Annotated in this window: 19 protein-coding genes; 13 read left to right on the top strand and 6 right to left on the bottom strand. The window is 71.6% G+C overall.

Translation table 11 applies throughout. The annotated features are described in order from the left end of the window. Positions 1 to 96: 96 nt before the first annotated feature. The 8 genes from JYK02_RS27765 (at position 97) to JYK02_RS27730 (ending at position 6,915) form a co-directional block, all read left to right on the top strand. Complete coding sequence (locus JYK02_RS27765; protein WP_207055636.1) at positions 97 to 1,758, top strand: peptide ABC transporter substrate-binding protein; 1,662 nt, start codon at positions 97 to 99, stop codon at positions 1,756 to 1,758. Between the two features lie 285 nt (positions 1,759 to 2,043). Next, positions 2,044 to 2,928 carry an ABC transporter permease subunit gene (locus tag JYK02_RS27760; protein WP_207055588.1) on the top strand — a complete coding sequence of 295 codons (885 nt, stop codon included), beginning with the start codon at positions 2,044 to 2,046 and terminating at the stop codon, positions 2,926 to 2,928. Beyond that, entirely contained in the window at positions 2,925 to 3,737 is an 813-nt protein-coding gene (locus JYK02_RS27755) for an ABC transporter permease subunit (RefSeq protein WP_207055587.1), read from the top strand. Before JYK02_RS27760 ends, JYK02_RS27755 begins: the two co-directional genes overlap by 4 nt. Positions 3,738 to 3,802: 65 nt before the next feature. Beyond that, entirely contained in the window at positions 3,803 to 4,252 is a 450-nt protein-coding gene (locus JYK02_RS27750; RefSeq protein WP_120527433.1) for a response regulator, read from the top strand. A gap of 60 nt (positions 4,253 to 4,312) precedes the next feature. After that, the gene (locus JYK02_RS27745; protein ID WP_207055586.1) at positions 4,313 to 4,858 is read left to right on the top strand and encodes a YqgE/AlgH family protein; all 546 of its coding nucleotides are present in this window, start codon (positions 4,313 to 4,315) and stop codon (positions 4,856 to 4,858) included. Beyond that, a complete protein-coding gene (locus JYK02_RS27740) occupies positions 4,858 to 5,115 on the top strand; it encodes a BolA family protein (RefSeq protein WP_128795669.1) in 258 nt (85 codons plus the stop codon). Before JYK02_RS27745 ends, JYK02_RS27740 begins: the two co-directional genes overlap by 1 nt. Before the next feature lie 17 nt (positions 5,116 to 5,132). Continuing rightward, the gene (grxD, locus tag JYK02_RS27735) at positions 5,133 to 5,450 is read left to right on the top strand and encodes a Grx4 family monothiol glutaredoxin (RefSeq protein ID WP_207055585.1); all 318 of its coding nucleotides are present in this window, start codon (positions 5,133 to 5,135) and stop codon (positions 5,448 to 5,450) included. A 91-nt stretch (positions 5,451 to 5,541) separates the two neighbouring features. Further along, entirely contained in the window at positions 5,542 to 6,915 is a 1,374-nt protein-coding gene (locus JYK02_RS27730) for a DUF2914 domain-containing protein (protein ID WP_207055584.1), read from the top strand. Here the strand turns inward: JYK02_RS27730 and JYK02_RS27725 are convergent. Next, positions 6,902 to 7,636 carry a 16S rRNA (uracil(1498)-N(3))-methyltransferase gene (locus JYK02_RS27725; protein WP_207055635.1) on the bottom strand — a complete coding sequence of 245 codons (735 nt, stop codon included), beginning with the start codon at positions 7,634 to 7,636 and terminating at the stop codon, positions 6,902 to 6,904. The two genes, JYK02_RS27730 and JYK02_RS27725, sit on opposite strands and share 14 nt — an antisense overlap. Positions 7,637 to 7,745: 109 nt before the next feature. On the opposite strand from JYK02_RS27725, the gene JYK02_RS27720 reads away from it, so the two are divergent. Continuing rightward, the gene (locus tag JYK02_RS27720; protein WP_207055583.1) at positions 7,746 to 8,930 is read left to right on the top strand and encodes a DTW domain-containing protein; all 1,185 of its coding nucleotides are present in this window, start codon (positions 7,746 to 7,748) and stop codon (positions 8,928 to 8,930) included. A 6-nt stretch (positions 8,931 to 8,936) separates the two neighbouring features. On the opposite strand, the gene JYK02_RS27715 is transcribed toward JYK02_RS27720, so the two are convergent. Then, a complete protein-coding gene (locus tag JYK02_RS27715) occupies positions 8,937 to 10,076 on the bottom strand; it encodes an acyltransferase family protein (protein ID WP_207055634.1) in 1,140 nt (379 codons plus the stop codon). Between the two features lie 93 nt (positions 10,077 to 10,169). On the opposite strand from JYK02_RS27715, the gene JYK02_RS27710 reads away from it, so the two are divergent. The 3 genes from JYK02_RS27710 (at position 10,170) to JYK02_RS27700 (ending at position 12,757) form a co-directional block, all read left to right on the top strand. Then, positions 10,170 to 10,949 carry a hypothetical protein gene (locus tag JYK02_RS27710; RefSeq protein ID WP_207055582.1) on the top strand — a complete coding sequence of 260 codons (780 nt, stop codon included), beginning with the start codon at positions 10,170 to 10,172 and terminating at the stop codon, positions 10,947 to 10,949. 198 nt (positions 10,950 to 11,147) lie between these two features. Next, positions 11,148 to 12,269, top strand: a complete 1,122-nt coding sequence (locus JYK02_RS27705; RefSeq protein WP_207055580.1) for a cytochrome-c peroxidase — start codon at positions 11,148 to 11,150, stop codon at positions 12,267 to 12,269. 50 nt (positions 12,270 to 12,319) lie between these two features. Further along, positions 12,320 to 12,757, top strand: coding sequence for a hypothetical protein (locus JYK02_RS27700; protein ID WP_207055578.1), 438 nt, complete (start codon positions 12,320 to 12,322; stop codon positions 12,755 to 12,757). Between the two features lie 52 nt (positions 12,758 to 12,809). Here JYK02_RS27700 and JYK02_RS27695 read toward each other — a convergent pair whose 3' ends face one another. After that, on the bottom strand, positions 12,810 to 14,300 hold the full coding sequence (locus JYK02_RS27695; RefSeq protein WP_207055577.1) for a chondroitinase-B domain-containing protein: 1,491 nt from the start codon (positions 14,298 to 14,300) through the stop codon (positions 12,810 to 12,812). 134 nt (positions 14,301 to 14,434) lie between these two features. Here JYK02_RS27695 and JYK02_RS27690 point away from each other — a divergent pair, with 134 nt between their 5' ends. Continuing rightward, the gene (locus JYK02_RS27690) at positions 14,435 to 14,980 is read left to right on the top strand and encodes a hypothetical protein (protein ID WP_207055576.1); all 546 of its coding nucleotides are present in this window, start codon (positions 14,435 to 14,437) and stop codon (positions 14,978 to 14,980) included. A 10-nt stretch (positions 14,981 to 14,990) separates the two neighbouring features. On the opposite strand, the gene JYK02_RS27685 is transcribed toward JYK02_RS27690, so the two are convergent. The 3 genes from JYK02_RS27685 to JYK02_RS27675 all read right to left on the bottom strand — a co-directional run bounded on the left by JYK02_RS27685 (position 14,991) and on the right by JYK02_RS27675 (position 16,795). Then, positions 14,991 to 15,716, bottom strand: coding sequence for a DUF4476 domain-containing protein (locus tag JYK02_RS27685; protein WP_207055575.1), 726 nt, complete (start codon positions 15,714 to 15,716; stop codon positions 14,991 to 14,993). Positions 15,717 to 15,837: 121 nt separating this feature from the next. Then, positions 15,838 to 16,437 (bottom strand): 2,3-bisphosphoglycerate-dependent phosphoglycerate mutase, encoded by a 600-nt coding sequence (locus tag JYK02_RS27680; RefSeq protein ID WP_207055574.1) that lies wholly within the window; start codon positions 16,435 to 16,437, stop codon positions 15,838 to 15,840. Positions 16,438 to 16,534: 97 nt separating this feature from the next. Beyond that, positions 16,535 to 16,795 (bottom strand): phosphopantetheine-binding protein, encoded by a 261-nt coding sequence (locus tag JYK02_RS27675; RefSeq protein WP_207055573.1) that lies wholly within the window; start codon positions 16,793 to 16,795, stop codon positions 16,535 to 16,537. Positions 16,796 to 16,803: the final 8 nt, after the last annotated feature.

Genomic DNA, 16,803 nt, shown 5'->3' with positions numbered 1-16,803 from the left:
GGTCTCCTGGCTTCTCTCTTTTCCGGCGCCGGTCGGGGTACAACGCGGACGGTGGCTCCCCGCGCGCGAATCCTGTCCTACTCCCTGGTGCTGGTGATGGCCGCGGCCTGCGGGCCCTGCGGCTTCCAGCCCGAGCCGGGCGTGAAGGTGGTGGTGCCCGCGATGCCCACCACGCTCGACTGGAGCCACTCGGATCCGCAGAGCTGGGTGAACTACCCGGTGATGCTGGCCACGCAAAAGGGGCTCACCACGCTGGGCGCGGACCACTCCGTCCAGCCGGGCCTGGCGGAACGCTGGGAGCGCGAGGCGGACGCGGCCGGGCACGAGGTCTACACCTTCCACCTCAAGCCCGGCGTGACGTGGTCGGACGGTTCGCCCGTGACGGCGCGCGACTTCGTCTTCGGGTGGCACCGGGCGTTGCTGGGGCGCGAGCGTGGCGAGATGGCGGACCTCCAGGGAGCGGAGGAGGTGCTCGCGTTGCTGGAGCGCGGGGCGCCGGAGGCGGAGGTGAAGGCGGCGCTGGCGCGCGTGGGCGTGGAGGCGGTGGATGCTCGGACGCTGCGGGTGACGTTGGAGCGGCCCCGGAGCTACTTCCTGGCGCGGCTCGCGAACGTGTACCTGTTCTTTCCCGCGCCGTCGGCGGACCTGGAGGGCAAGTCGGACGAGGCGGTGCGCGACTACTTCGACCGGCCTCGTGACGGGCGTCCGCTGGCGGTGGGGCCTTACCGCGTGGAGCGATGGGACCGCGCGGGTGAGCGCGTGCGGCTGGTCTACAACCCACGCAGCGCGTTCCCTCCACCGCTGGGGCCGGGGGAGACGCCGGCGCCGGTGCTGACGCTGATGAAGTCGGAGATCGGCCCGGCGCTCTATGAGCGGGGCCGGGTGGACTTCGTGTTCGTGGACAGCGCGGCGGCGCTGCGCGGGATGCGGGCCGCGGACCTGAAGCGCGAGCCGCTGTTGTCCACGTACTTCCTGGCCTTCAACACGGAGCGTCCGCCGTTGGACCGGCCGGAGGTGCGCCGGGCGCTGGCTCGGGCGCTGGATCGGGACGCGCTGCTCGCTGGGTTGTTGCCGGCGGCGCGCGCGACGAACGTGCTGCTGCCTCCGGAGCTGCCGGACGCGGCGACGCCGGAGCAGGCGGCGCGGCTGCCTCGCTACGAGCCGGAGCGGGCGAAGGCGGAGCTGGCGGGGGCGAAGGGGCTGGACCGGCCGCTGCGGCTGGTGGTGAAGGCGGGGGACTCGTTCGTGCCGGAGGAGGCGCTGGCGGAGCGCATCGCGGCGCAGCTGGCGAAGGTGGGCGTGCAGGTGGTGGTGGATTCGCGCTCGGACTTCTCCGCGGAGGTGGCGCGCAGGACGCCGCAGGGGCCGCGCGCGTATGACCTGCAGCTGCGGCGGCTGGGCGCGGACTACGCGCACCCGAACACGTTCTTCACGCTGTTCGAACGCCAGGGCAACCACCAGACCGGCTGGGAGACGCAGGCCGGTGGCGAACCGATGCGCCGCTTCGAGCAGTTGCTGGAGGCGGCGGACGGCGACCCGGATCCGGCGCATGCGCGCGAGCTGTACGCGAAGGCGCAGGAGGTGCTGGTGGGGGAGCAGGCCGTCATCGCGCCGCTGTACCACCCGGACCGCTACTTCCGAGCGCGGGCCCGGCTGCACGGTCTGGACGTGGATCCGTTCAACTTCCTCGCACTGCGCGCGTTGCGGCTGGGACCGGATGAGACGGCCAACGCCCGCGCGGAAGGGCAGGGGCCGTAGCGCATGCGCACGGATTCCGTGATGCGAAGTGTGACGTCGCACTGCCTGCGTGCTCCGCACGGTTGCCGCATTCGCGCGAGGTCCCGGTCGCGAGGCATCGCGTCTCGCGGCGCAGTCCCTTCGCGTGAAGGCTCAATGCGAACCGTCCGGCCGTACTTCGCCGGAGGCGCATGGCGCGCGTGCTCATCACGGCCTTTGCGGCAGGCGCCGTGGAACGTGGTGACGTGTCCGGTGAGCGACTGGCGCATCCCTCCGTCACGGCTTTCAGGGCAGGGGCGCTAGCGCATGCGCCTCATCGCGACGCGCCTTGTGCGCCAGCTCGTGCTCGTGCCGGTGGTGGCGGTGGCCTCTTACTTCCTCATGGCCGCGCTGCCGCTCACCACGGAGAGCGACGCCAAGCGGCAGGTGTCTCCGGAGCTGGCGGCTTCGTACCAGCGCGACCTGGGCATCGGTGAGCCGCTCGGGTTCCTGCGGCCCTGGCAGAAACTCTTCTCCGGGGAGCGGCTGGGCACCAGCGCGCAGGGCATCACCGGCGATGAGCTCCTCCAGAAGCTCTCCGGCAGCGTGGGCGTGGGGCTGGTCGCGCTGCCCCTGGCCCTGGCCTGGGCCGTGGCCTTCGCGCTCCTTCGCACCCGGTGGCGGCGAGGGCGCTTCGCTGTCTTCGGTGATGTGCTCCCCGCCGTGGCGTTCGGCACGCCGGTGTTCATCCCCGCGCTGCTCCTGGCCCCCGCCGTGGTGGAGCGCGGACACCTGCTGCCGGAGCTCTGCGCGGCGGTCGTCATCGCCATCTGGCCCGGGACCTTCCTGGGCACGCTCGTGGGCGACGCGCTGGAGACCGAGCTGTCCCGCGACTACGTGCGCACCGCGCTCAGCAAGGGCCTGGACCCGGGCACCGTGCTGCGCCGCCACGTGCTCCCCAACGTGTGGCCCGCGCTCCTGGACGCCGTGACGCCCGTCGCCACCGCGCTGCTCGCGGGCTCGTTCGCCGCGGAGCGCGTCTTCGGCCTGCCCTACTTCGGCCAGCTCTACGTGCTCGCCGTGCTCAACAAGCAGGTCGCCGTCGTCGTCGTGTCCACCACCACCTTCGCCACCGTGCTCGTCGTCGTGAGCCTCACCGTGGAGCTCCTGCGCATGCTCGTGGATCCGCGCGCCCGGGAGGCCCGCGCTTGAGCCGCGTCCCCGTGCGCGCCTGGGTGGGACTGGTCCTCCTGGTGGGCCTGGGCGTCCTGAGCCTCCTGGCCGGACGCCTGTTCCCGGAAGCCCTGTCCAACACCTGCCCGCTGGGCTGGGACTTGAACCGCCCTGACCGCAGCGTGTGCGAGCTGGCCTTCGGCGGCCTGTGGGTGTCCCTGGCCGTGGGGCTCGCGGCCGGTGCGCTGTCCACCGTGCTGGGGCTCGCCGTCGCGGCGCTCGCGCGGCTGTCCGGCGGGGTGACGGAGCAGGTGCTCCTTCGCGCCGTCGACGCCGTGTTCGCCCTGCCGGACGTGCTCGTGGTGATGGTGCTCCAGCTCGCGGGCCAGTCCCTCATGGACGCGGGCATGGGCGGCGGCCTGGGCCCCTTTGGCTTGATGGTGACGTCCCTGGCCCTGGTGGGCTGGGCCGGCCCCGCGCGCATGTTCCGCGACCGCCTGGCCACGCTGGAGGGCCAGGAGTACGTGGCCGCCGCGAGGGCCCTGGGCGGCGGCGGGCTGCACGTCCTGCGTGTGCACCTGTGGCCCATGCTGCGCCCGTTCGTGCTCGCCGTGTTCCTGAGCCGCCTGCCCAACGCCATCCTCACCGAGTCCACGGTGAGCTTCTTCGGCATCGCCCGCATGGAGCCCATGTCCCTGGGCCGCTACCTGGGGACTTCCTACGCCGCGCTCATCTACGAGGGCGGGGGCCGCGTCGTTATTCCCGCGTGGGGATTGCTCGTCCTGCTGGTGCTTGGCGCCTCGCTCGCTTCACAGGCCTTGGGGGGAGGTCGCCGTCGCGAAGTGTGAGGAATGCCGCACATTGGGACAAAGGTTCCATTCGAACGGAAACCCTTTGCCCCCAGGTGAACACCATGTCGCTCCCGACGGAAGAAATCCCTCTCTCGCCTGCCCGTGATGAGCGTCCGCGTGACGACGGTCTGCGGAAGGAGACCGTCCGGGGTTCAGTGCTGGTGGTGGAGGACGACGCCGCGCACCGCGAGCTCCTGGTGGAGATGGTGAGCGGCTGGGGCTACGACGCCATGCCCGTGGGCAGCGCGGAGGAGGCCGAGTTCGCCGTGCGCAACAAGCGCATGGACGCCGCCATCGTGGACGTGTTCCTGCCCGGCCGCAGCGGCACCACGCTCATGTCCAAGCTGCGTGAGAAGTTCCCGCAGGCGGTCCTCATCGGCGTCAGCGCCATGAGCGACGCGGCCACCGCGCGCAAGTGCAAGGGCCTGGGCGCGGACCTCTTCATCGGCAAGCCGTTGGATCCGGAGAAGCTGGCCAAGGCGCTGAAGTCCAAGCACCAGAGCTGGCACTGAGGCCAGCAGGGGAGCGGGTTCCGGTTGCACACCCCCGCCGGACGGCCGATGCTCCCTGGCGTGAAGAACCTCGTCTCAGGCTTCCTGCTGGCCATGCCCCAGCTCGGAGACCCGAACTTCTACCGCTCGGTCATCCTGATGATCGAACACGGGGAGACGGGCTCCATGGGGCTCGTCGTGAACCGGGGAGCGCCCCTGACGCTCGGTGAGCTGGCGCGCGGTCAGTCGATGGACATCTCGACCGACCGCGTGTCGCAGCCGGTGTTCGTGGGCGGCCCGGTGGAGCCCCAGCGGGGCTTCGTCCTGCATGACGACGAATCCGTTCCGGAGAAGCACGTCGTCCTGCCCGGCCTCTACCTGAGCGTCACCCTGGACGCGCTGGGGCCCCTCTTGCAGCGGACCGACCCGCGCGTGCGCTTCTGCCTGGGGTACGCGGGCTGGGGCCCCAAGCAGTTGGAGAGTGAGATTGCCGCGGGCTCGTGGCTGTACGCCGACGCCACCGCGGACGCGGTGCTGGGACAGGACCCGGGGAAGCTGTGGGATGCCACCCTGCGTGGGCTGGGCGTGGACCCGGCCATGTTGGTGATGGGAAAGGGGATGAACTGATGCTCGACGCCGAGACGCTTCGCCGTTACCTCCTCGACGCCTTGCCGGGCTCGGAGGTGGAGTTGAACGACACCACGGGGACGGGAGACCACTTCGAGGCGCGTGTCGTGTCTCCCGCCTTCACCGGCAAGACGATGGTGGAACAGCACCAGCTGGTGTACGCGCCGCTGCAGCAGTGGCTGAAGTCCGGCGAGCTGCATGCGCTGGCGCTCAAGACCTATTCGCCCGAGCAGTGGAAGAAGCTCGGGCCCCGCTGAAGAAGGAGCAACGTTTCATGGACGCGAACCTCAAGGCCCAGTTCGACGAGACGGTGAAGTCGCACCCCATCGTCCTCTTCATGAAGGGCAATGCCCTGTTCCCCCAGTGCGGCTTCTCCGCGCGCGCCCTCCAGTTGCTGCAGCCGCTGGGCCCGGTGCACACGGTGGACGTGCTGGCGGACCCGGCCGTGCGCCAGGGCATCAAGGACTACTCCAACTGGCCCACGATTCCGCAGGTCTACATCCACGGGAAGTTCGTGGGCGGCTCCGACATCCTGATGGAGCTGGCGGAGCGCGGCGAGCTGCGGGACCTGGTCGCCGCCGGCGGCAAGTAGGCGCAAGCAAAGGGCTCGGGGCCGGGGGGAAGACCCGGGCCCCGTCCCCCGCGTAGACTGGGCGGCGGTCGCCAAGAGGGGTCTCGCCGCCGTGCTCACCGTCACACCGCCTGATTCGAAGCCGCAGGACGCGTCCACCGAAGTGCCCGGAAGCCCGGTGGGGACAGGCCCCCTGCCGCCCGGGCCGAACGTCGCGGTCGCCATGCCCGGCGCTGGCGTCGCGGATCCGGACGACCTCGTCAGCACGGAGAAGACGCCCACGCTGGTGGACCGCGTGCAGGCCTTCCGCGCGAAGTACGAGAAGCAGGAGATGGCCCTCTTCTTCTTCGCGGGCTTCCTCTACGACGTCCTCACGCTGAGCCCCGTCGACGACGCGCTCACGGAGGTGCAGAACTTCGTCTACCTGGCCATCCTCGCGGGCCTGCTGGTGCTGGAGCAGCGCTACCCCGAGGGCGTGGAGCCGCCGAAGCTCCTGGCGAAGGTGTGGCGCTTCCGCGAGGACGCGCTGCACTTCTTCCTGGGCAGCCTCTTGAGCGCGTTCACGCTGTTCCTCTTCAAGAGCTCGTCGGGCCTGACGCCGCTGCTGTTCATGGCGGGCATGTTCGGGCTCTTGGTGGCGAACGAGCTGCCGCGCTTCCGGCAACTGGGGCCCGTCATCCGCGTGGCCGTCTTCAGCCTGTGCGTGACGCTGTACTTCGCGTCGCTGCTGCCGGTGCTCTTCGGGAGGGTGGGGTGGTGGATCTTCACGCTCTCCGTCCTGCTGGGCTGCGGCAGCGTCTACGGGCTCCTGCGCGTGCTCAAGCGGTGGCGCCCGGATGAGAAGGCGCTGCTGCGCACGGTGGCGGTGCCCGGCTTCGGCGCGCAGGCGCTGCTGCTCGGGTGCTACTTCCTGGGCGTGATTCCCCCGGTGCCCCTGGCGGTGCAGTACAGCGGCATCTACCACCAGGTGAAGCGCGTCTCGCCGGGCGTGTATCACCTGACGTCGGAGGCGCAGCCCTGGTGGAAGGTCTGGACGGCGTTCCACCACGGCGATCAGGACTTCACGGTGCGGCCCGGCGAGCAGCCCATGTACTTCTTCCGCATCTTCGCGCCCAAGGGCTTCGAGCCGTACCGCGTGCGCGTGCGCTGGTACTACGACCACCCGGAGAAGGGCTGGACGGCGCTGGGCAAGGGCTTCCTGGCCAGCGTGAGCAGTAACGGCTCGGAGGGGGGCTACCGCTACTACGCGCAGCCGGGCACCACGCCCAAGCCGGGCGACTGGCGCGTCGTGCTGGAGACGGAGGCCGGGCATGAAATCAACCGCCTGAACTTCACCGTCACCGAGGACACGCGCACCGAGCCGCGCCCGGAGAGGGTGGACGTGTCCGTGCTCAAGGTCACCAAGCCCCTGCCGCTGGAGGAGTGGCAGAAGCTCCAGCCGCCTCCCGCGCCAGCGACGGCGCCCGCGGCGGCTACGGCGCCTTGAGCAGCGTCACCTGACCCAGCAGCACCGGGACCGCCGTCTCCACACGGAGGATGCGCGGGCCCAGGGAGAAGGGCTGGAAGCCGTGCGCTTCCAGCAGCTGCGCCTCGAAGGGCACCCAGCCGCCATCCGGACCGATGGCGAGCACCACGCGCCGGGCGCGCTCCACCCCTTGGGCCCCGAGCGGCTGGCTGGCCGGTGGATGGGGGAGCAGGCGCAGTGATTCCGTGCCCAAGACGGCGTCGAGTTCGTCCTCGACGAAGGGCCGGAAGCGCTCGCGGATCAGCACCTCCGGGGCGCGTGTGTCGCGGGCCTGTTCCAGGCCCTGGTGGAGCAGCTCGCGGACGAAGGCCTCGTTGAGCACCTTGGAGTCGAAGTAGCTCTTCTCCACGCGGGCCGCGTTCACCAGCACCACGCGGTCCACGCCCAGGGACGCGACGGCGGGCAGCACCTTCTTGAGCGCCTTGGGGCGGGGGATGGCCAGCAGCAGGTCCACGCCGGCCCTGGGCGGGGGCGGGTCCGTGAGGGTGACGCGCAGGTGGAGCAGACCGGGGGCGTTCTCCAGCACCTCGCCCGTGCCGGTGGGGCCGTCCAGGCGGCCCACGCGCAGGGACTCGCCGGGTTCGGCCTTGAGGACCTCGCGGGCGTGCTGGGCGCGGCGGCCGGTGAGCCGGGCGGTGCCGTCCGGCTGGAAGTCCTCGTCGAAGAGCAGGAGCAGGTTCACGGTAGGCCCCATGTAGCCGTTCCCGGGCGGGCAGGGGAGGGGGCGGCCCTTTCCGTGCGCGGGCGCCCCTCCCGGCCGCTGGGGGCGGGGCCGTGATAAAGGGCCGGGCGTGCGTACCTTCTGCATCAAGTGTCTGCGTCCTGAAAGCGCGTGCTACTGCGCGCACGTCCCCCAGCTCCAGACGCGCACGCGCGTGGTGTTCCTCCAGCATCCGCGGGAGCGGCGCGTGGCCATCGGCACGGCGCGCATGGCGCACCTGTCGCTGCCCAACTCGGAGCTGCACCGGGGCGTGGACTTCACCGGCCACGCGCGGCTGGAGGAGCTGGCGAAGCACCCCGAGCGCGTCGCGGTGCTCTTCCCGGGCGAGGACGCCATCTCCGTGGAGGAGGCCCAGGCGAACCCGCCGGAGACGCTCATCGTCGTGGACGGCACCTGGCCGCAGGCGAAGAAGGTGGTGATGCGCAACCCGGTGCTCGCGGCGCTGCCGCGCATCGGCTTCGTGCCTCGCCGCCCCAGCAACTACCGCATCCGCGCGGAGCCGGCGGACCACTGCGTCTCCACCATCGAGGCGGTGGCGGAAATCCTCGGCCAGCTGGAGGGCAAGCCGGACTACTTCGACCGCATGCTGGGCGCGTTCGAGTTCATGGTGGACACGCAGCTGGAGCGGCAGGAGACGCGCACGGGGCCCAACCGGCGCCGCATCTACAAGAGCGAGTGGCGCCCGCCGCTGGAGCTGCGCTCGCTGGCGGATGCCGCGGACCGGCTGGTCCTCTTCTACGCGGAAGCGAACGCGCACGCGCTGGAGGCGGGCATCCCGCCGGAGCTGGTGCACCTGGTGGCGGTCCGCTACGCCACGGGCGAGCGCTTCGAGGCGGTCATCGCGCCGGAGCAGCCCATCGCGCACAGCACGCCGCTGCATGTCGAGCTGCCGGAGGAGGCGCTGCGCGCCGGTGAGCCGCGCGCGCAGGCGCTGGCCCGCTTCGAGGCGTTCCTGCGTCCGGACGACGAGCTGACGGTGTGGACCACCTTCGCCCTGGACCTGCTGTGGAACGGCGGCCTGGCGCGCAGGTCCGCGCGCAACGTGCGGCTGGCCACGGCGCGGGCGCTCAAGGGCAAGGCGGGCGGCGTGGAGCAGGCGGTGTCGCTGCTCAAGGCGCCGGAGGTGGCCACGTGGGCCCGGGGCCGCGCGGGCCGCCGCATCAGCGCACTGGAGTCCGTGGCCCGCGAGCTGGTGGCCCGGGGCAATGCCACCGAGCCTCCCGCGAAGCTGCCGCGCACCGGCTCCGAAGGCTGAAGCGTTCTACTGGCCCAGGCGCGCGGTGCCGACACTGGCGCCCAGGGTCGTGGAGCCCGCGCGCCAGGGGCGGGCCTGCTCTCGCACCCAGCGGCCGACGCGGGCGACGAGATAGCAGCCCACCAGCAGCGCCACGGACACGCCCAGCGCCGCCGCGATGCCCAGCCGGGGACCGATGCGCTGCGCGAGGCCCGCGGTGTCCGCCCAGCCGTACACCACCGGCAGGTGCAGCACGTAGATCCACAGCGACAGCCGCCCCAGCGGCGCCAGCAGGCCGCTCAGCCGCTGCGGCAGCAGGTTCACCGCGCCCAGCACCATCAGGCCCTGCGCCACGCGGTACATCACCATCGTGGGGCTGGTGGGCGTCCACTCGATGGGCACCCAGCGGGTGAGCGCCACCAGCGCCCCGCCCAGCGCGAGCAGCGCGAAGCCCTGCGCCAGGCCCGGCTTCAACAGGTGCAGCCCGTGCGCGGCGAACGCGCCCGCGAAGAAGAAGCCCGCCCAGGGGAAGAACGGGAAGCGGCTGCCCTCCCCGTTGCCAAGGAACTGCTGCAGCGGCACCGGCAGGTGCGCGCCCGCGTGCCACATGCCCGCGCTGGCCAGGGGAATTCCCACCGCCAGCCCGCCCAGGAGCAGCGCCCGCGCGCCCCGGTGCGGCGTCACCACCAGCGCCATCGCGCCCAGCATCAGCGCCGCGCCGATGCACTGGAGCGCGTCGAACTGGAAGACCTTGGCCAGCATGGCGTCGCTGAAGCCCAGCTCGCGCACCGCGCCCCAGCCCGGCCAGTGCAGCAGGTAACCTAGGAACAACAGCAACAGCGCGCGGCGGAACCGGCGGCCGAAGGAGTCCTTCGCCGCGCCCGGCTTCGTGCCCAGCGCCATCACCACCGCCCAGCCGCTCACCAGGAGGAACAGCGGGGCGGTGATGCCCCGCAGCTTCCAGTACTCCTGGACCCACGGATGGTCGCGGAAGGCCGGCGCCAAGAGCGCGTCCAGCGTGTGACCCATCACCATGGCGAGCACGGCCAACCCCCGCGCGCCATCGAGCGCGGGGTGACGGGCCTGCCGGAAGCTGAGCGAGGGACCGAAGCCTTTCAAAGCCAGTCGAGCATAAGCCCACCTGCGGGCTCCGTCTCCAAAACGCACCAACCGTGGGGGTCGGCAAGCGTGGAAACACCCCTGGATTTCACTCTCAGCCCAGGTCCCGTCCTCGTGCGGGGAATGCTACAGGATGGATGCATGCCCCCTCGCGCCGTGCTCGCCGCCCTCGCGCTGTCCGCCGTCCCGGCCTCCTCCCTCGCCGCGTCCGGTGATGACTGGTTTGGCGACGACAAGCCCAGACACTTCGCGGCGTGCGCCGCCGCCACGGGCGTGGGCTACGGCGCGGGCGCGGTGCTGTTCGATTCACCAGGAGCGCGGGCGCTTACCGGCGTGGGACTGGGATTGGGCGTGGGGCTGGGCAAGGAGGTCTACGACCGCGCTCGCGGCAACGCCTTCTCCCTGAAGGACCTGGCGTGGGACACCGCCGGCACCGCGACGGGGCTACTGGCCGCGTTCCTCGTGGACCGGTTCATCACCGAGGTGCTCCTGCCCCCGCCCCGCACCGTCGCCGCCGCCAGGCGAAGCGGCGGGCGCGTCCGGCCGCGCGCGGCGCTCCACGAACTTCAGGAGCAGGTCGCGCTGGAGCCGGGGCTCCACCAGCAGCATGCGGCCTTGCGGATCATCGGAGTCGGAGACGAGCACGGTGACCTGCCGGCGCGGGCACTGGTTCATGCAGCCCGTTGGCGTGATGCGCACCTGTCCGGCGAGGCCCCGCTCGGCCAGCTCTCCCTGGAGCCAGCGCGGCAGGTCCTGCCCGCCGCTCCGGGCGCTCTTCGTCAGGCACTTGCGGCAGACGAGCACGTCCACCTCCCGCCCCTTGCCGCCCGTGTCGTCGTCCTGCATCCGCCGTCCTCCGTGGCGCCCCGCTTCCAGGCGGACGCGCCGGTCCGCGTCCCCGGCACGCCGCCGGGGCCTTGAAGAAGAAGGGGTAGCGGTGCCGGTGTTGTTCCGCAGCACCCCCACTCCGTGCCCGCCGGGCCGCTGTCCGGACGGGCGCTGCCGGACTGATGGCATGGGAAAGCCCGGCGGGTGGTGCGACTTTCCGTCCCTGCTCCCGCCGCCCGGGGCGCTGGTACGGTGCGCTTCGTTCCGTGCCGCTGACGGGAGGCCTTGTTCATGACGCGAAATCGACTGCTTCTCGGGTTCACCCTGTCTGCGCTGGGCGCGCTCGCGGGCTGTGAGCGCTCCTCTGGCGCGGCCCCGGAGGCGAAGCCTTCCGCGCCTGCTCCCGTGGCGGTAGAGGCCCCGGCCGCGAAGCCCGCGGTGCCGGATGCCGACGCGGTGGCGAAGCTGGCGGCGCACTTCTTCCAGGCGCCCCGCAACCAGGCGCCGCTGCCCACGGACACCGAGGCGCAGGTGGCCCTGGGCCGCATGCTCTTCCACGAGCCCCGGCTGTCGAAGAACCACGACGTGTCCTGCAACAGCTGCCACGGCCTCACCACGTTCGGCGTGGACAACAAGGCGCTGTCGGACGGGCACAAGGGGCAGAAGGGCACGCGCAACTCGCCCACCGTCTACAACGCGGCCCACCACATCGCGCAGTTCTGGGACGGCCGCGCGGCCACGCTGGAGGCCCAGGCCGAAGGCCCGATGATGAACCCGGTGGAGATGGCCATGCCGGACGCGAAGCGCGTCGAGGCCACGCTGTCCTCCATCCCCGAGTACGCCACCCGCTTCCGCGCCGCCTTCCCCAAGGGCGGCAAGCCCGTCACGCTGGCGAACGCGGCCCGGGCGCTGGCCGCCTTCGAGCGCACGCTCACCACGCCGTCGCGCTTCGACCGCTTCCTCGCGGGCGAGCACTCGGCCCTGTCCGCGCAGGAGCAGCGCGGCCTGGAGGCCTTCGTCACCACCGGCTGCACCACGTGCCACAACGGCCCGGCGGTGGGCGGCGCGTCGTTCCAGAAGCTGGGGCTGGTGGAGGCATACCCGGCGCTCACCGACGCGGGCCGCTTCGACGCGACGAAGAACGAGGACGACCGCGGCTACTTCCGCGTGCCCACGCTGCGCAACGTGGAGATGACCGGGCCGTACCTGCACGACGGCAGCGTGAGGGACCTGCCCACCATGGTGCGCCTGATGGGCCGCTACCAGTTGGGCCGCACACTGAAGGACGGCGAGGTGGACGACCTGGTGGCCTTCCTCAAGAGCCTCACCGGCGAGCTGCCCCCCGCCGAGCGCATCTCCGCGCCGCCCCTGCCCCCCAGCACGAAGCGCACGCCGAAGCCGGACCCGTCGTAGCCTTCCGGAAACGTCGCGTCCCGCCCGGCGGGTGCTAAACCCCTGCGCCCATGACCTTCTTCTTCCATCTCCACTCGGGCCTTCGCTACCTGGTGCTGCTGTCCGGCGTCATCGCGCTCGCGTTCTTCGCGTTCGCGGTCGCCACGAAGCGCCCGTTCGACAAGGTGGGGCGCATCGTCGGCGCGTCCTACTCCGGCCTGCTGCAGTTGCAGGTGCTCGTGGGCATCGCGGTGCTGGTGACGCGCGGGTACTACCCGGCGCTCATCGGCCACATCGTGATGATGGTCCTGGCGGTGGGGGCCATCCAGGGCCCCCTGGGCGCCACCCGCCGGCGCCTGAAGGCCAGCGGCGAGGCCTCCGCGTCCGGCGCGGCGCGGCCCGTGCCCGGCTACGTGCCGGTGCTGGTGGGCACGCTGGTGTCGCTGCTGCTCGTGGCGGGCGGCATCCTGTCCATCCGCCCGGGCCTGTTCGTCTCCACCGCGTTCTGACGCGGGTGCCGCGAGGAGGCTGGAGCGCCAGCCTCCCCGCGACGTGCCTTCGCTAGCGGCGGGCGCGACGGCGCAGGGCCAGGGGCGCGAGCAGGGCGAGGAGCGCGGGCAGCAGGCCCGGGCTCGCGCTGCAACCGCCATCCTCGTCGTCATCGCCGGGGGCTTCCTCCTCCGGACCCGTGCCCGCGTCCGGGATGATGCCGCCCGTGCCCGCGTCCAGGCCGGTGCCCGCGTCCGTGCCTCCGCCCGTGCCGGTGCCCGCGTCCGTGCCTCCGCCGGTGCCGGCGTCCGTGCCTCCGCCCGTGCCGGTGCCTCCGTCCGTGCCGCCGCCGGTGCCCGGGGTGCAGTTGCCCAGCGAGTGCTCCAGCGCGCCCAGCGTGGCCGAGGCGGGCCGGGTCCGCAGGCAGAAGTCCTCCGGCGCCAGCGCGTTCTTCGGGGCCGCGCCGATGAGCGACGACACGTTGCCCTTGAGCGTCAGGTCGCCCTTGAGCGGCGCCACGTACCAGGACGCGAAGGTGGCGTTGTCCACGCCCGTCCGGTTCGCGGTGAAGGTACCGGTGGCGCTGTCGCGGTTGCGGACGGTGCTCGCCATCACGTTGCCGGTGGCCTGGCCGGTGGACGCGGCGTAGCGGAAGTCCACGCCCAGCCCGTTGCCGACGAACGTGTTGAACAGCACGCGCGTGTTCGCGGCCTTGTTCAGGTACACGGCGGCGTCCGTGCAGTTCGCCACGATGTTGTTGCGGATGATTCCGTCCGTGTGCTCCGGCGAGCACGGCACGTTGGGGTCGAAGGCCGGCGCGCAGTACTGGTTGCCGGTGCCGCCACCGCCGAAGGACAGGCCGATGCGCGTGTCGGTCTCGCCGGTCCGGTCCTTCGCGCACAGGACGCGGTTCCTTTCGAAGAGGCCCCGCTTGCCGCCGCTCTTCATGAAGGCGCCGTACGAGACGCCGCCCTGCTTGCCGAAGTCGTGAATTTCGTTGTCGCGGACCACCCAGTCATCGCCCGTGTCGATGTTCAGCTTGTTGACGGGCGTGCCCGTCGCGCGCACGCGCGTGTCGTAGATTTCGTTGTTCTCGATGAGGCCGCGGTGGGGCATCTCCCAGACGCTGCCGTTCTGCGTCGCGTTCGCCTTGAGCTGCGAGTTGAAGTCGCGCACGCGGCTGTTGCGCAGGACGAAGTTCTCCGCGTGGCCGGTGACGTGGAAGGCGTGCTCGCAGGTCTGGTCGTTCGAGCAGACGCCCTCCACGGTCAGCCCGTCGAAGGTCCAGTAGCGGCCGGACACCTTGAAGCCCTCCTGCGCGTTGAAGCGGATGAGGGCCGCGTGGCGGTTCTTCGCGCGCACCACGATGGGCGCCGCCGACGTGCCTTCCGCCGCGCAGGTGAGGTTCACGCTGAAGGCGTACGTGCCGTCCTCCAGGACGATCTCGTCACCGGCCTGCGCGGACGACAGCGCGGTCTGGAGCTGGGCCGGGGTGGAGACGCTCTTCACGGCCGCGCCGCCCGTCAGGGGCAGCAGGAGCAGGGCGAGGGAAACGGTTCTCAAGGGGGGGCCTCCCGGTACAGGGGGGTAAGGGGGGACCCCCACGCTACCGGATATCCAGGCAAAGCAGGCAGCCTGTCGTGCGCAGGCATCCCGGACGCTTGGTGACCGGCGGGCCCGTGAGCACCTGTCCTCCCATGACACACCGACCCGGGAACTCGCGTTGGGGCCGCTCCACGCTGGGAGGGCTGGTGCTGGCCGGGGCGCTGCTCACGGCTCCGGGCGCCGCGTTCGCGCTGCCCTCCAACGGCCAGCCTTTGCCGGAGTTCTCCGCGCGCGACCTGACGTCCGGCCCTCACGCGAGCGGCGAGCTGAAGGGGCGTCCCACGCTGCTGGTCATCATCACCGACAAGGACGCGGGCGACCGGATGCGCGGGTGGTTCGACGCGGCGGACCGGCACGTGACGGACTCGGTGCACCGTCAGTCGCTCATCACCCTCAAGCTGCCGTTCTTCGTCAGCGAGGGCGCGGCGCGGGGCAAGGCGAAGAACCAGGTGCCGAAGGACTCCTGGAAGGACACCTGGCTGGACAAGAACGGCGGCATGGCGAAGGCGCTGGGACTTGCCTCCAGCGACACCCCCTACGTCCTGGCGCTGGACGCGGAAGGACGCGTGGTGGCCAGCGTCCATGCCACCGTGGACTCGCCGGAGGCGCGGGCCATCTGGTCCGCGCTCCAGCGGTGACGGCGCAAGGCTAGTAGCGCCCGCCGCCGTCCAGGATGGTCTCCAGCCGCTCCTTGTCGCTGGAGAAGGGGAACGCCTGGTAGAGCTGGTAGCTGTTCTGCGGGTCCAGCAGCGTGGGCCGCATGAGGCGCACCACCTCCAGCTTGTCGTTGGAGAAGGAGAACTGCCCCAGCACGGACATGATGTGCGTCACGAGGAAGTTCTCGTTGGACGCCACCTGCGACAGGATGCGCAGCTTCTCGCGCGGGAAGGCCTCACGGAGCATCGCCTGGGTGAGGCCGCGGAACTGCGCGTCCGCGATGGGGCGCACCACCGGCGGCGGGGGCGGCATCGGCGCGGGCTGGTTGACCACCGGGGGCGGCAGGCCCGTGCCGTAGGGCGCGGCCTCGTCCACGTACTCGCTCAGCTTGTCCAGCTGCTCCATCGCGGCGCGGATGCTCTCGCGGCCCTTGGCGTCCTTCGTGCGGGACATCGCGTCGCGCAGCGCGTTCTCCAGCCGGTCGATGCGGCGCTCCACCTGGTCGCGGTCCACGACGGCCAGGTTGCGCGCGGGCGGCGGGGGCGGAACGGGCTGCGGCTGCGGCATCGGGGGGCGGGGCGTGGAGTGGCCCGGCGGCGGCGGGCGGCGGAACTCCGAGGCGGCGGCGGCATTGACCGAGTCCTCGGCGCGCGGCGCGGTCTGGGCGAGCGAGGCGGCGGAGGACAGCAGGACAACGGCGAGGGTCAGGGCCTTCATGGTGTGCATCCTTGGGGGTGTTCTTGCTTCGTCCCATCTGACGGGACAGAGGGGCGCTCATTCAAGCCCCCCTCACGAACATCCCCCAGGGAAGCCCTGGTGAAGCACCGGCGGGCGGCCTCTAGCCGCGCTTGGAGACGACCTGTCCGTCGGCGCCAATCTCGTAGACGAGCGGCACGCCGGTGGCGAGCTCCAGGCCCACCACGGTCTCACCGGACAGCTTGTCCAGGCGCATCACCAGCGAGCGGTTGGAGTTGCCGTGCGCCACGACGAGCACGTTCTTGCCCTGGCGCAGGTCGCCCGCGATGGCGCGGTCGTAGAAGGGCAGCACGCGCTTCGCGGTCATCTCCAGGGACTCGCCGTTGGGGGGCGGCACGTCGAAGGAGCGGCGCCAGACGTGGACCTGCTTCTCGCCGAACTCCTTGGCGGCGTCCGCCTTGTTGAGGCCCTGCAGGTCGCCGTAGTGGCGCTCGTTGAGGGCCGCGTCGCGGATGACGGGCGGGGTCTGCCCCAGCGTCTCCAGCAGGATGGCCAGCGTCTGCTGCGCCCGGCTCAGGGCGGAGGTGTAGGCGACGTCGAACTTCACGCCCTTGAGGGCGTCCGCGGCCTTGCGGGCCTCGTTGCGGCCCTGCTCGGTGAGGGGCACGTCCACGAAGCCGGTGAAGCGGTTCTCGAGGTTCCAGAGCGACTGACCATGACGGACGAGGGCGAGGATGGGCATGGCCCCCCTGCTAGCCCAACCGGGGGCGGGCGGAAAAGAGGCAAGCCCCGTCCACCCGCCCGGCCCGTCGTCTTGCGGCCACGCGGCGCCCTCCAGGTCAGCCGGCGGCCTGGGTCTCCTGCTGGAGGCGCTCGCAGACGGCCGCCACCGCGCTCAGCGTGTTGAACAGGTCCACCATGCCCACCTGGAGGCCCAGGTCGTCCTCGATGCGGTTGGCCAGCATCGTGGCCAGGAGCGAGTTGCCCCCGACCTCCAGGAAGTGGTCCTCCGGCCGCACGGCGTCCACGCCCAGCAGCTCCTGCCAGTACCCGGCCAGCCGGGACTCCATGGGCGAGGGGACGGCGCTCGGTGTGCTCATGGTGGGCT

The organism is Corallococcus macrosporus (assembly GCF_017302985.1).
Classification (GTDB): Bacteria; Myxococcota; Myxococcia; order Myxococcales; family Myxococcaceae; genus Corallococcus; species Corallococcus macrosporus_A.
Note: the sequence above shows the minus strand (reverse complement) of the source record. Positions and strands in the feature narration are given on the sequence as shown.

What these genes read in the sequence shown, in the direction of transcription:
- JYK02_RS27765 (WP_207055636.1), top strand. Translation starts at nt 97, where the DNA reads ATGGCCGCGGCCTGCGGGCCCTGCGGCTTCCAGCCCGAGCCGGGCGTG.
- JYK02_RS27760 (WP_207055588.1), top strand. Translation starts at nt 2,044, where the DNA reads ATGCGCCTCATCGCGACGCGCCTTGTGCGCCAGCTCGTGCTCGTGCCG.
- JYK02_RS27750 (WP_120527433.1), top strand. Translation starts at nt 3,803, where the DNA reads ATGTCGCTCCCGACGGAAGAAATCCCTCTCTCGCCTGCCCGTGATGAG.
- JYK02_RS27740 (WP_128795669.1), top strand. Translation starts at nt 4,858, where the DNA reads ATGCTCGACGCCGAGACGCTTCGCCGTTACCTCCTCGACGCCTTGCCG.
- grxD (WP_207055585.1), top strand. Translation starts at nt 5,133, where the DNA reads ATGGACGCGAACCTCAAGGCCCAGTTCGACGAGACGGTGAAGTCGCAC.
- JYK02_RS27710 (WP_207055582.1), top strand. Translation starts at nt 10,170, where the DNA reads ATGCCCCCTCGCGCCGTGCTCGCCGCCCTCGCGCTGTCCGCCGTCCCG.
- JYK02_RS27705 (WP_207055580.1), top strand. Translation starts at nt 11,148, where the DNA reads ATGACGCGAAATCGACTGCTTCTCGGGTTCACCCTGTCTGCGCTGGGC.
- JYK02_RS27700 (WP_207055578.1), top strand. Translation starts at nt 12,320, where the DNA reads ATGACCTTCTTCTTCCATCTCCACTCGGGCCTTCGCTACCTGGTGCTG.
- JYK02_RS27690 (WP_207055576.1), top strand. Translation starts at nt 14,435, where the DNA reads ATGACACACCGACCCGGGAACTCGCGTTGGGGCCGCTCCACGCTGGGA.
- JYK02_RS27685 (WP_207055575.1), bottom strand. Translation starts at nt 15,716, where the DNA reads ATGAAGGCCCTGACCCTCGCCGTTGTCCTGCTGTCCTCCGCCGCCTCG.
- JYK02_RS27680 (WP_207055574.1), bottom strand. Translation starts at nt 16,437, where the DNA reads ATGCCCATCCTCGCCCTCGTCCGTCATGGTCAGTCGCTCTGGAACCTC.
- JYK02_RS27675 (WP_207055573.1), bottom strand. Translation starts at nt 16,795, where the DNA reads ATGAGCACACCGAGCGCCGTCCCCTCGCCCATGGAGTCCCGGCTGGCC.